The sequence below is a fragment of the uncultured Subdoligranulum sp. genome (assembly GCF_937890665.1).
Map to the genome: position 1 here is coordinate 1 of NZ_CALADU010000222.1, position 12,580 is coordinate 12,580.

Sequence of the window (12,580 nt, forward strand, 5' to 3'; positions counted from 1 at the left end):
TTCAAATCTATCATTTCTTTTTAATCTTGTTTGTACCCCTTGTACACTGAACTTTAGTTTCCCATATATTGCTTTCCTGCGGTACTTTGGCACAAGTACTATATGGTATTTGCAATTCCAGCAGGTGTGTGATAAGCTTTTTTCGTCCATTTGGATGAACCTCCTTTTGCTGTAGTGCGGTTGGCGTTACCCGCTTCTATTTTAGCAAAAGGAGGTTCTTTTTTCCGTATCAACGCTCGTGCTATATTCGCCCACAAGCATAGCTTGTGGTTCTTATATGAAAAGGAAACAGGCCCTTCCCTTTTCGGGATGCGCCTGTTTCCTTTTTGTTTGGGGAGAATTTCACCATAACAGACATGTTCGGTCCGCCCACACTTCCGGAGACCAGATCACTCACCCATCATTTCCCGTTTTGCACACTTGCCGGTATCTGTCGTAGACATACCGGATTTCGCTCAAAATCACTACCGCATCGGAGATATTGATGTAAACGATCTGTCAGTCCCGCATGAGATTGCCGCCACCCGACAATTTATGTATTTTCCCTTTTTGTATAATTCAATGTTTTGTCGAACACAAAAGTTCTTCCTTATAGATTTCTTGCGCCTATAAATCAAAACCACCCGTTGTCGGCGGTCTTTATTATATCTATATTTTCGAGGGGTTACAAAGATCTCTCATAGCCCCAATTCTATAATTGGATTTAAGCACAAGAAATATGCGAGCAAAATTTTAACAATTCGTGTCAAACATGTCTAATAATATTCTTTGCCTGGTACTCTAACTCTGGAAACAGAAACCCTTCATTTATATTTAATAAATCGAGTTCTTCAACAATGCTTTTTTTGTACTCGGCTGGAATCCTAATTTTTTTAATTACCGGGCACAAAAGTTTTTCTTGACCCTCATCTAATTTTGAAAGTTTAATATATTTCCGCCCGTAAGTTCCCAAATTTTTACTGACCTCAATCCCTGTAATTGACATACCAAACAGCAAAAATCCGCCACTCTGCTGAAGTATTCTTTGGTTGGTTAATCTTGGCAATATCGCATGAGCTGGTACTGACAATGTATGCATAATAATTTTCTCTGCATCGTCATTCTCTAAGAATACACTAGGAAGTCGGTTCCGTTCGCTTGCTCGTTTTACCAATTCTTGAATACATGTTTCTGGGTTAAAAACATAATCTGTAACAAAACTTACCGCCCAGTTATCTTCCCAAAATGTCGGGGTAGAAAAGTAATAAAATGCTCCATCTTTGTCCAAGTTATGTTGACACGCAAAGAATAATGCCACAAGGGGATTGGTTGTTATATCTAATAGCCGAGTCGGTAAGCCATAGTGCTGCATTTTGACTAATTTATCAAAATTATTATCATATGAGAAGTCGGCTGGCCTAAGGCGTTCAAACTCTTTTATGTATATCGACTCATTTTGAAATTTCTCGTTTCTATATACTGCTGGTTCCAAATGCCAATCGTAGTTACTCTGTCCACGATAAAAAGTCATTGAATTAGTTGCTACATGAAACTTTTTCAAAGAATTTTCTTTAACAAAATCTATCAATTCATTTACATTATGTATCTCGACGGATAATAATTCTTCATACGCCATAATTTCGTTCTCCGTATTAAATGATTTTGGGATTTGTATTTTGTAAATTATATTCTAAACTCCATTATATTTTTCTTTTTGGAAAACCTCTTGCTGACGGCCTACAAACTATTAATATAACCGAGTTTTTCCAAGTCCTATAATTACACTCGGACCAGATTGGAAGTGTTTGGGTCGCTGGAACCATTTTCCCATTTTGAAACGGACTGACGGCTGACGCCTAGCGTTTCTGCAACAAATTCCTGCGTCATCTGGCAGCGCATGCGTTTTTCCTTTAAAGCTCCTCCAAGAGATTTTGCCACTGCCTTCTTTTCTTCCCTCACCTCTTTGGAACGGATGTACTTCTTTAAGGCTTTCACAATCAGGACGAAAAGATAGACAATCCCGGCGAAAACAGCGAGGCAAAACAAAATATAAAAAACAGCGAATAAAATTGTAATCACTCTGTATATATCCACAAAAAAATCCCCTTTGTATTATTTTACCTGAAACCAATCGACCTGTCTAGCCGTTACTGCGGCCTCGTCCCCAGTTCTTGAATTTGGTTCAGCGCCTTCTGGGGGAGATCGGTTTCATCAACTACTTCTACACCGACCGTAATCGTTTTGCTGGCGCTGACTTTGATATAGGTACCGGGAGCATAGTAGTCCTCCGCACTGCCGGATTTCTTAAAGTACACTTCTTTGGTCCCTCCATTTTCGTCATAGCCAATCAGGTCATACGCTTTCCCTTTTTCCTGTTTTACGCTATCGGCATCTACAAGTCAGGAATCCTCGTTTACTTCATCCTCCGGGATTTGCGTGTAGTAAAAGCTCGATGCGACATAGCGGTCATTGTAATATCCCTTCGCCCAGAATGCACCTGCGACAACAAGCAGGACGACAACAGCAATGACAATTCCCTTTTTTGTTTTCTTTTCCATTCCAAAAACCCCCATTAAAACTCAAGTTCTTTTTTACGAAAACCGATTATAGCAATCCCTGTGGGAAGGACAATATAAATCAGCAGGGCCGCAACAAATGTGAAAATAAAGGGAGCACCTTCCATCAGCTCTGCCTTCACCGTGTAAAGTTGTACTGTATAAAGATAATCTGTCAGATCCCCGATGGTATTGACCAAAAGCTCCTGCCCCAAGACCATAGACAGCACAATATAGACAGTTTTTGAGGACAGCAGGACATAAGCGACGATCCCGCCAACCGCATCTTGTGAGAAAAAAACCGGAACGGTGGAAAGTGCAAGGTATCCCTGCGCCCGAATCATCTCCACAGCCACAGTAAGTGCCAGAGATACCAACTGCTGTGTATTAGGCACCAGCCCGAGAACGACGGGTGCATAGAGTACCAGCCCCCCTATGATCCCGGCAGTGGCGAAAAGAAGGATTGTACTTTCCATCAGTTTTGCAAGAATGATATGGCTTCTCGGGATCCCGTATCCAATGGCTACCTGCATGGATCTGCACTTAAAATCATCCGCATAGACGGATATGAATACAAATACGCCAATCACCAGCGGAAAAAAGCTCAGGAAGCCTGTCACTTTGGCTACATACATTTCCGTTGTAAAAGACGGATTTACGTCAATAAATACCATCACTACAAAGAGAAGTACGAAAACTCCCACAGAGCCGAGAAAAGATTGTTTGCGCAGGATGCAGCGCAGGTCAGCGTTGAGATAATTCGTCATGGATATTCCCTCCCACCAATTCAAAATAGTAATCTTCCAAAGACTTGTATGCGGAACCTTCCTGAAGAATGGCGATATCGTTGTCTGCAAGAAGTCGTTTGGCTTTTTCGTAATCAGATACTCTGATCTGGATTTTATCGCTGCGCACTTTCAAATCCTCATGGGTGATTTCCCGAAGTACTTGACCGTGATCTATGATGCCGAAACGGGTGGCGGTGTGTTCCAACTCGCCGAGAATATGAGAAGAAATCACCACTGTTGTTCCATACTCGGCGTTCAATTTGACAATCAGGCTTCGGACATCTGCGATCCCCTGCGGATCAAGCCCGTTGACCGGTTCGTCCAAAATCAGGATTTCAGGATTTCCAAGCATGGCATTAGCAATACCGAGCCGTTGCTTCATTCCCATAGAAAAGGAACCGAATTTGGCGGTAACATCCTGTAAGTCTACAAGCGACAGAACGCGATCCACTTCTTCCGGCTTTTGGATGCCTTTCATCTGCCGGTAGTAGTCCAGATTTTCTCTGGCAGTCAGGTAGTAAAAAAAGTTTTTCCCGATAAAGAATCCGATCTTTTTCCTGCTGGCTGACAGTGCAGATTTTGTTTTGCTTCCTGCGATAGAAAGCTGTCCTTTTTCGTATTCTGTCAGTCCCAGAATAATTTTGAAAATCGTCGTTTTGCCAGCACCGTTTTTTCCAATCAGCCCGTAGATTTCGCCCTCTCGGATGGTAAGGTTTACATCTTCAAGAACCCGGTGCGTTCCATATTGCTTATAGATATGCCGTAATGAAATCATGTCCATTACCTGTTTCACCTCTCCTTTGCTGAAAGCGGCTTTGCTTTCTCATCACTCCCTAAAGGTTACCGAAAAAGCCCGGTTGCTACCACCAACTATCCTGTAAAACTTCGCTTACATGGGGGTTACATTTCGCTTTTACGGCTTAAACAGGCTATTTTTAATCACTTTTCAAGGAATTGAATTCATCCCTTGACATTGTGGAAAAGATGCACCATCACCGGACAAACTGAAAGCCAGACAATTTACCGCCGCCTTTCCAGCCGGTGGCGTAACCGCCGGGGCTGTCACCGCTTTTGGTACCCACAGTGCCACCGTGGCACTGGGAACCTTGGCTTCTTTCGGGGCGTACCTTTGGCCGTTGGCGGTCTTGGCATAGCTGGCGTGTTGTCAGAACGGCCTTGCTGTCCCTTCTCTAGCGGTCATGGGGTTGGGGTAGGTGCCAGTGCAAGTGCTAACAAATTTCAGGATTTCTATTTTCCAAAACACTGTTTTGGCATCGACAAATTGGCGGGAGTTCTTGTGCAAAAAAGACCGACTGCCCCCAGTCATTTCAGGGTGGCTCCATCGGTCTTTTTTGTTAATGCAAAGAAAAGCACTGCACACAGATAATGTTAGCAAAAAGCCTCTGCATTTTTGCCGCGTTTCAACATAAGAAAAGCCCCGGTCTTTTCAGACTGGGGCTTGGTGGCATATCTTAACAAAGAAATCGGATGGCTCCAAGGGCAAAAAAGCGGCACTGCCGTTCCAACAGTTGCTGCAACCTTCTAGCGTGCCCCCGTTCTCAGACCGCAAGGCTGACTGCGATCAGGAACATGGCATAGTAGTAGGTCTAAATATTGGCAACGTGTACGGCCGGGTGCTTTGCAGGGTAAAAATACAGGAACAGGATCAGCAGATCCGAAATCCAAAACAGCACCGCCCCGGCCAGCACCAGAAAGCACCAGAGCTCGCCCATGCCAAAGGCTAGCTGTAGTCCCTTGCCCAGCAGTGCCGAGACAAAGGCTGCGTAAAGCACCACCCAAGGGCGCATCCGCCCGGTCTGCATTCCCGGCAGACCCGACAGCACCACCGCGCCGCCGGCGCCCAGCACCGCGGCCAGCGGTACCGGCCAGCCCATGGGCTGCAGCCGGCACAGCCCCCACACAAACAGGGCGTGTCCGGCCAGAAAGGCCCCCAGCCCGGTCAAAAACAGGCCCGGACGGCGCAGATGGTTGTAGAGCGCCAGCACCACATCCCCCACCACACAGCACAGCAGCGCCGGCAGTAACCGCCAAAAGGCTTCGGGGCGGCTGCCCAGCGCAGCGCACACCGCCGCCACAGCCACAAAGCAGAGGCTGCACAGCGTCTTTTCGGGCAGATCCCCCCGCCCCGGCAGGCGCAGCCGCCGCACCAGCAGCCACAGGGCGGCGGTGTAGGTCACTCCCATTCCGACGATATACGGTAGGTTCATAGGCCGCGCCTCCCTTACATTGCTTCCCTTTCAGTATAGGCAAAAAACGCTTGGCCGTCAATTTATACCCTGCCCCAAAATCCGGCAGAGCCGTTAGATATCCTGCAAAGCTCCGTTTCCGGACCGATACCGCCCTTTCTGTCGGGAGAAATCGGTCCACATTGTTAAAAGGGAACGTCAAACTCAGAAAAGCGCCAGCCATTTTCCTCCCGCCGCAGGGAAATGGTGTAGGTTTCGGTGTTAGAAACCAGTCCATCCAGCCACGCCTGCCGGAAAGCCTGATTCCCGGTCTCATCCACAGCATACGTAGCGGTGACCTGAATGTCTATCTTATCCTGCGTTTCCTGCAAAAGAGCAAAATCCATTTGGGTTGTATCCTGACTGAAACCCGGATGGGTACCGCGCTCGGTGGGCAGATAATACAGCCGCCCCTCCACCGGCCGGAAATAAACAGTCTCGTCCGAAGCAAGATAACCGTTTTCCACAAAATCTTTTGTGAAGATACTGTCCAGTGTGTTGTAGAACAAGTCCCAGCTCTGGTAGTGATTCAAGGCCGGAGCATAGTTTTTTCCATCGATGGTCAACTGGTCCCAATAGGTCAGGCTGGTATCCGGCGTATCGCAGGGGAAATACTCGGTGCTGTCAATCGCATAGGTCCCGATGCGGATGATCATCATTTTGTAGGCGCGCCGGTACAGTAGCTGCAGATCCTCCGGCAAGAAGTCCGGGGCAGGCACTTGCAGGTCCTGTTCGGACAGGGGCGGCTCTAACTCTGCTTCCGCAGACGTTTCCTCCCCGGATTGCGCGGCAGTATCGGAGGGCGGCTCTTCCGCTTGGGACGCTTCCTGCGAAAGGCTGGCGGTATCCGACGGCTGTATTGTTGCGGTGGAAGACGCTGCATCACCACACCCTGCCAAAAGGCCGGCGCACAGCAGAGCCAAAAGAAGCCCTTTTCCTTTGCTGGTCTTCACAGTCATCGCCTCCCTTTGATGTAGCTATGCAAAAGTTGTTTTACGGCAACCTTTTCCCGCAGACGATCGTCATGGTGCCTTCTTTCTTAAGTCCAGTGTAGCAACATTGGCGTATTTATTCAACGAAAAAGGCCAGAAATTTTGATAATTTACATCTGTGGCAAAACGCAGCACACGGTCTGCCCCGGCAGGTACAGCCGCCGCACCTGCGGCCATAGGGCGCGCCTCCTTTGCATTGTTTCACTTTCCGTATAGGCCAAAACGCTTGGCCGTCAATTTGTGCCCTGCCCAAAAATCCAGCAAAGCCGTTGGATAGATCGAGCACATCTTGAGAAGCTACGCCGATATATTTTCTGTCTCCATAAAAGTACTCATGCGCAAATTGCGGAAACGCTAGAAGCGGCCACAGACAAAAGCTGCCTCGAAACCGTCAAAAGTCATCGGGGAAGGAAGATCTGATCTCGATCGTCCTACCAAAGAAAGCTGTAAATTTCCCAAAAATCCCATCCATTGTTGTGCAGCTTTTAATCTATCATCGATAATTTTATCCCCTTTGTGATTCGGTATCTGCAAGGAAAGCTTCCGGCCGGGAAAGGCAGTGGATCCCATTTCGGCTTTGCATATGCAGGCTTGGAGGTAGCGACGCCTTTTTGCTGCTCTGTCCCTTCATTGGGCTGCTTTTAATCCCTGCTTCGTTATACAAAACCAAGCGTGAACACGGCCAGATTCTTGCGCAGAAGCACCTAAAAAGCTATGATATAGGTATACGCAGCGGCGAAGTGTTGCCGGGCCAAATTTTTTGTCGACACAAAAATCACATATTTCGCATCCGCGCATTGTACAAAAACCAGTCAGGAGGTGTTTTCATGACCTATATGACCGTGCAGCAGGCAGCCGAAGTCTGGGGTGTCACCGTGCGGCAGGTACAAATTTATTGCACCAAAGGCCGGATACCGGGTGCACAGAAATTCGGTATGGTCTGGCAGATCCCGGCCGATGCGTCAAAACCCGCTGATGCCCGCCGGAAAACTGCCGTCCATACCATGCACGCCGGGCAGCCGGTGGGCGAGACCCTGATGCCCCTGATGAATACAGCTTTCAAACCCGGGCGGTGTCAGAGCGCCATTGCCGCAATGCCAAAGGGCCCACAGCGGGATATCGCCACCGCGGAGTATCTCTATTTCAGCGGACAGGCCGAAAAGGCGGCCCAGCAAACGGAGCGCTACCTGACCCACCCTGACCGGGACACCCGGCTTTCCGCCTGTCTCATCTATGCCTACGCAAACCTGACTTTGGGTCAGATCCAGCAGGCCCGGGTGGCGCTGGGGGAATTACAGACCACTCTGGCCCGGGCCGGGAACAAAAAACAGGGAACCGCCGCAGCCTTTGCGGCGGCTTCGGCGGCGGTGCTTCTGCATCTGCCTCTTCCGGAAAAAATGCCGCCTGCCGAGGATTTTTTACCCTTACTGCCCCCGGGTCTGCGGGCCTTTGCCTTGTATGTGCAGGCCCATTACATGTACCTGAAAGAAGAATATGCCCTGAGCGCTGGCTTGGCGGAAGGCGCGCTGTCGATGGGAGCGGGGGCCTATCCCATCCCGGCAATCTACCTGCATCTGGTGGCGGTCATGGATTACATGAGCCTGAAAAAGACCCGGCAGGCTCAAGAGCATCTGCTGGCTGCCTGGGCGCTGGCTCAGCCTGATGACCTGATTGAAGGCTTCGGGGAGCACCATGGTCTGCTGGGCGGGATGCTGGAAGCGGTCATCAAGCCCCGATGGCCCGAAGACTTTGACCGTATCATTCAAATCACCTATTTGTTCTCTGCCGGATGGCGGAAGATCCATAACCCGGATACCGGCGACAACGTAGCAGATAACCTTTCCACCACCGAATTTACCATTGCCATGCTGGCAGCCCGGGGCTGGACAAATCAGGAAATCGCTGACCATTTGGGTTTTTCACTCAATACGGTAAAACGGTATATTTCCAATGCCATGACGGCTCTCGGCATCAAACACCGGCAGGACCTGAAAGGTTTTATGCTGCGCTGATTCCCTTTGTTTGTACCCGATTTTTCCCAAAAAACGGGTACTCTCAAATCGATTTTTTTATGATATAATGAGATGTTGTTGGGAAAAGCTGCGTACTATCCCAACCCAAGCGGATAGTAGATCATGGAAGAGAGGCATGCCTCTCTTCCGTATGGAGGTTCCTCCATACGGAAGGTTCTTCGATTGCGTGGAGTCCTGAAAGGAACAAACCAAGCCGTAAGGCAGATGATCTGTGGACATTCCGCCCGCCGTAAGGAAAAGACCGAGGAGGAAACAATATGAAAAAGCGATTGTTTGCAGCGTTTGTCTGCCTGTGCATGATCGTGTCTTTGCTGCCGACAATGGCGTTTGCCGAAGCAGGCGTACAGGATAAGATGAATGTCAGCGCAGCTGACAGAGAGGACTGTCTGGGCCGCAGCGGCATTGTCACAAGCGAAAGCGGACTGTGTGAACACCACACCCAGCATGACGAAAGCTGCGGCTACACCGAGGGGGCAGCAGAAATTCCCTGTTCTCATGAACACAACGAGAGTTGCGGCGGGCTGACCGACCCGGAAGCCTGCAATCACAGCCACGACGAAGCCTGCGGCTATGTTCCCGCCACAGCGGGAACGCCCTGCACCTTTGTTTGTGAAGTCTGCAACCCGCAGGACAACGGGAAGTCGGCAACTCCGTCCGACGCACAGCCGGAAGAATGTACCTGTGGAACTCTTTGTACCGAGGAAGAAGTCAATGCGGATTGTCCCGTCTGCTCTGCGGAGGGTGCCGAGCTGGACAAGGTTTGCGTCGGTACAGCTCCTATGCTGCCCGTCACGGCGCTGGCGGTGGAAGGTGCGCCTAATAGTCTTTATGTTGGAGATCAGCAGGTTATCAATGGCAATAATACCACCTTCTGGACCACGGATAAATCAACAGGGGGACTGACAGAATACGAGGGTAACGATGACAATTGGAATGTCAAATACGACCCAAGCACCGTCACATTGACCCTAAAGAATGCGACCATTAAAGGAGTGTATAATAATGTAAACACATCTGGCTCCGGGATCTACGCAGCGAGTAGTTCAGGCCCCGTATCACTGAATATCGTTTTAGAGGAAGAAAACAAGGTTTCCGGAATGTATGGAATCGATGTTAGTAGTAGTGGGGGAGATGCTTCACTGAACATCAGTGGCTCCGGCAGTTTGACTGTGTCTGGCCTCAGTGGTAATGGAATAGGAATATTTATGTCCTCCCAAAACAATGCTAATTTGACGATTGAAGAAGCAAGTGTTACAGCGTTGGGGAGTCGGGACGGCGGTTCTGGTGTCCGGTTGATTACAAGTCAGACCGGTAGTCCGAGCCTCACCATTGAGGTCAAGGGCGGCAGTTTGCAGGCTAGTGGTGAAACAAATGGAATCCATTTTCTTTCGAATGTAAATGATGCCACTGCAGTAGCTAATATGAAGGTCAGCGGCAACGCTATGGTCAAGGCTTCGAACATCATAACAACGAAGGACGGAACAGGCTCGGCTCCTGAATTGAAGCCTGCAGCCAGCGGGTCTGATGGCACCGGAGGCATCATTTGGGATGGCAAGAACGGCACTGTGTACGGCGATGTGACCTTGCAGGAGGACATCACCATTGGCGAGGGCGAGAGCCTGACCATCGGAGACGGGGCCTCTCTGGACACGAACGGCAAGCTGACGGTCAACGGCGGCACATTGAACGGGACTCCGAGCGGTGATGTGACCTATAAAGTCACTGGCGTGAGCCTGAACAAAACCGAACTCCCCCTCTTCACCGGCGAAAGTGAACAACTGACCGCTACGGTAAAGCCTGACAATGCCACGAATAAAACTGTGACTTGGGAAAGCAGCAATACCGCAGTCGCCACGGTGGACGAAAGCGGCAATGTTGCCGCTGTGGCTGCGGGCGAGGCTACCATCACAGTCAAAACGGCGGACGGCGGCCACACCGCTACCTGCCAGATAAAGGTAACCCAAGCGACCTACAACATTTCCATCGATGCCTCTCTCGACTTTGCAGAAGCCTACATTGGCTACGACCGGCCTACTGCCAAGACCGTGACCATCACCAACACCGGCAACCGCCCCCTGACCCTGACCCAGCCCGTCTCCACCAGCAGTTTTGAGGTGAGTAGCCTTTCCAAGACCGAGCTGGCCGTAGGCGAAAGGGCCACCTTCACGGTGCAGCCCAAGGCCAATCTTGGCGTGGGCAGCTATGAAGAAACCATCAACATTTCCGGGTCCAACGGCAACAATCAGGTCTCTACTAATGTGACAGCCTCCTTTGCCGTTGTAGACATCAACGATACCCATGTGAAAACCAATCTGACCGTCAGCACGGGTATCACCGCCGGTATTTCGGGTACTGCTTTTGACACTGCTGAAAAGGTCAAATCCGAACTGACCCGGGTTCTGGTGCAGGATGCCGCCTACACGGCGGGCAACACTGCCTTCTATGATGTGAAGCTGCAGTATTCTCTGGACAATGGGAATACATGGTTTGAAGCCACCGAGGCTACCTTCCCCACCGAGGGTATCACCGTGACCCTGCCGTATCCCAGCGGCACCGGCAAGGGCACCCACAACTTCCGTGTGGTCCACATGTTCACCGCGAACTCCACCCGTCTGGGCACCACCGCCGGTGGTACCGAGATTCCTACCGTCACCAAGACGGACAGTGGCTTGCAGGTCACCCTGAAAGGGCTTTCCCCCGTAGTGATCGGCTGGGACAAGATCGAAACGTCCTCCTCCGGCGGCTCCACCACCCCTGCGGCCACAGCCACCCCGGCCCCGTCGGACAACATCATCTACTACACCTGCCCGTCCTGCGGCTATCATAACTGGACCGCCACCGAGGCAGGCTACCGCTGTGACAACTGCGGCTATCTGGAATCCACCAAACAGTTGTCCGGCTATGGCAACGTAAAGGGCATCTACACCCCCGGCAGCGGCGCAACGTCCACCGCTGCGTCCATCGTCCCGCAGACCGGCGACGAGAGCCCCCTCGTCCTGTGGACGGTACTGCTTCTGGTCAGCGGTCTGGCCCTGAGCGGCCTTGCGATTGCCAAACGCAAGCAGCAGTAATACACACTAACCCAAACCACCCGTTGAACGAGTGGTTTGAACAGGCTCTATAAGGACCTGTCGCCTGTGGTCGCTCCCTAAAGGGAGCACTGAAAAGTCTGGCAACCACACTTTTACCACGAGCTGCCCCCTACTCGGGGGCACTTTTTATGCCTTTTTAGCTTTCTCTCTCTCGAACAGGTCCACCAATTCTTTCATACTCAACTGACCATTGGTTATATCATCTTGCAGTTGATTATGGATGGATTCGCAGATTGCTCCTTCCTATTTCCCTACTGTCATTGACAAGAACCTCCAGCGCTTTTGTATTGCGGTTGTCAGACCGCTTCCATTTTAGTACTGGAGGGTCTTTCTTTCACTAAAGTACTTTTTATTGACCCCCGGTTGAACTGGGGTTTTTATCATGCCTGTTCGGTGCCAATAAGAAAAGCCCCGCTTGCGCGGGGCTATACTTGTGCAGTTGCAGACTGTACCTTTATTTGGCCAAAGGGAGTTTTCCTTTCTGCAGTATCGACTAAAGTCTTCTTTGGGACCACTCACCCAGCGAGTGGTTTTGCTTATACAAAACCGCCGCGCCCGGCCTTGCCGGGAAGCGGCGGCTTGGTATCAAAATTGCATCAGGAACAACACCCAAGGCCTGGTGTGGATGGGTACGGCTTCAGGATTTTACGTGGCACCCCCACCCCGGAGCAGGTCGCTTGGGGGATATTTCGCTTCTGCTGACAGGGAGGAGCATCAATGGCTCAAGGCTCTACCCGCACCGTCAGGCGGGAGGCGTGCAGCCCACCGTGGTGTACCCGATTGTGGGCCACCACGGTCCGGGCAGAAGCATAGCCTTCCCGGGTGTTGCTGTTGGGGAAGATGAAATTCTTGGCGCTGGAGGTGACGGTCACCCGGATGCGGTGGCCTTTCCGGA

The 12,580-nt window shown here is 50.5% G+C and carries 13 protein-coding genes and 1 pseudogene; 3 read left to right on the forward strand and 11 right to left on the reverse strand.

All coding sequences use genetic code 11. The features are described from left to right. The 10 genes from Q0526_RS12830 to Q0526_RS12875 form a co-directional block, all read right to left on the reverse strand. Nucleotides 1-150 (reverse strand): transposase (locus Q0526_RS12830; protein ID WP_298734280.1); only part of this gene is annotated, 150 nt, incomplete at its 3' end. Between the two features lie 595 nt (nt 151-745). After that, nucleotides 746-1,615 carry an FRG domain-containing protein gene (locus Q0526_RS12835; RefSeq protein ID WP_298734269.1) on the reverse strand — a complete coding sequence of 290 codons (870 nt, stop codon included), beginning with the start codon at nt 1,613-1,615 and terminating at the stop codon, nt 746-748. 143 nt (nt 1,616-1,758) lie between these two features. Further along, on the reverse strand, nt 1,759-2,073 hold the full coding sequence (locus Q0526_RS12840) for a helix-turn-helix transcriptional regulator (protein ID WP_298734270.1): 315 nt from the start codon (nt 2,071-2,073) through the stop codon (nt 1,759-1,761). A gap of 53 nt (nt 2,074-2,126) precedes the next feature. Continuing rightward, complete coding sequence (locus Q0526_RS12845) at nt 2,127-2,294, reverse strand: hypothetical protein (RefSeq protein WP_366522105.1); 168 nt, start codon at nt 2,292-2,294, stop codon at nt 2,127-2,129. 84 nt (nt 2,295-2,378) lie between these two features. Next, a complete protein-coding gene (locus Q0526_RS12850) occupies nt 2,379-2,537 on the reverse strand; it encodes a hypothetical protein (protein ID WP_298734271.1) in 159 nt (52 codons plus the stop codon). A 14-nt stretch (nt 2,538-2,551) separates the two neighbouring features. After that, a complete protein-coding gene (locus Q0526_RS12855; RefSeq protein WP_298734272.1) occupies nt 2,552-3,301 on the reverse strand; it encodes a hypothetical protein in 750 nt (249 codons plus the stop codon). Next, nucleotides 3,279-4,103: an ABC transporter ATP-binding protein gene (locus tag Q0526_RS12860; RefSeq protein WP_298734274.1), complete on the reverse strand. Its 825-nt coding sequence runs from the start codon at nt 4,101-4,103 to the stop codon at nt 3,279-3,281. Before Q0526_RS12860 ends, Q0526_RS12855 begins: the two co-directional genes overlap by 23 nt. Nucleotides 4,104-4,929: 826 nt before the next feature. Further along, entirely contained in the window at nt 4,930-5,550 is a 621-nt protein-coding gene (locus Q0526_RS12865) for a lysoplasmalogenase family protein (protein WP_298734275.1), read from the reverse strand. A 164-nt stretch (nt 5,551-5,714) separates the two neighbouring features. Next, nucleotides 5,715-6,521 (reverse strand): hypothetical protein, encoded by an 807-nt coding sequence (locus tag Q0526_RS12870; protein WP_298734277.1) that lies wholly within the window; start codon nt 6,519-6,521, stop codon nt 5,715-5,717. Between the two features lie 69 nt (nt 6,522-6,590). Beyond that, nucleotides 6,591-6,737, reverse strand: a complete 147-nt coding sequence (locus tag Q0526_RS12875; protein WP_298734278.1) for a hypothetical protein — start codon at nt 6,735-6,737, stop codon at nt 6,591-6,593. Between the two features lie 650 nt (nt 6,738-7,387). Here Q0526_RS12875 and Q0526_RS12880 point away from each other — a divergent pair. The 3 genes and pseudogenes from Q0526_RS12880 to Q0526_RS12890 form a co-directional block, all read left to right on the forward strand. Next, nucleotides 7,388-7,549, forward strand: a pseudogene (locus Q0526_RS12880) (helix-turn-helix domain-containing protein); the annotation flags it as partial. Between the two features lie 105 nt (nt 7,550-7,654). Next, nucleotides 7,655-8,572 carry a helix-turn-helix transcriptional regulator gene (locus Q0526_RS18840; protein ID WP_366522106.1) on the forward strand — a complete coding sequence of 306 codons (918 nt, stop codon included), beginning with the start codon at nt 7,655-7,657 and terminating at the stop codon, nt 8,570-8,572. A 278-nt stretch (nt 8,573-8,850) separates the two neighbouring features. Then, nucleotides 8,851-11,664, forward strand: a complete 2,814-nt coding sequence (locus tag Q0526_RS12890; protein WP_298734279.1) for an Ig-like domain-containing protein — start codon at nt 8,851-8,853, stop codon at nt 11,662-11,664. 743 nt (nt 11,665-12,407) lie between these two features. Here Q0526_RS12890 and Q0526_RS12895 read toward each other — a convergent pair. Next, the gene (locus tag Q0526_RS12895; protein ID WP_366522107.1) at nt 12,408-12,563 is read right to left on the reverse strand and encodes a hypothetical protein; all 156 of its coding nucleotides are present in this window, start codon (nt 12,561-12,563) and stop codon (nt 12,408-12,410) included. Nucleotides 12,564-12,580: the final 17 nt, after the last annotated feature.

Excerpts from the sequence above, each read along its gene's own strand:
- Q0526_RS12835 (WP_298734269.1), bottom strand. The coding sequence starts at position 1,615 with ATGGCGTATGAAGAATTATTATCCGTCGAGATACATAATGTAAATGAA.
- Q0526_RS12850 (WP_298734271.1), bottom strand. The coding sequence starts at position 2,537 with ATGGAAAAGAAAACAAAAAAGGGAATTGTCATTGCTGTTGTCGTCCTG.
- Q0526_RS12855 (WP_298734272.1), bottom strand. The coding sequence starts at position 3,301 with ATGACGAATTATCTCAACGCTGACCTGCGCTGCATCCTGCGCAAACAA.
- Q0526_RS12860 (WP_298734274.1), bottom strand. The coding sequence starts at position 4,103 with ATGGACATGATTTCATTACGGCATATCTATAAGCAATATGGAACGCAC.
- Q0526_RS12865 (WP_298734275.1), bottom strand. The coding sequence starts at position 5,550 with ATGAACCTACCGTATATCGTCGGAATGGGAGTGACCTACACCGCCGCC.
- Q0526_RS12875 (WP_298734278.1), bottom strand. The coding sequence starts at position 6,737 with ATGGCCGCAGGTGCGGCGGCTGTACCTGCCGGGGCAGACCGTGTGCTG.
- Q0526_RS18840 (WP_366522106.1), top strand. The coding sequence starts at position 7,655 with ATGCCAAAGGGCCCACAGCGGGATATCGCCACCGCGGAGTATCTCTAT.
- Q0526_RS12890 (WP_298734279.1), top strand. The coding sequence starts at position 8,851 with ATGAAAAAGCGATTGTTTGCAGCGTTTGTCTGCCTGTGCATGATCGTG.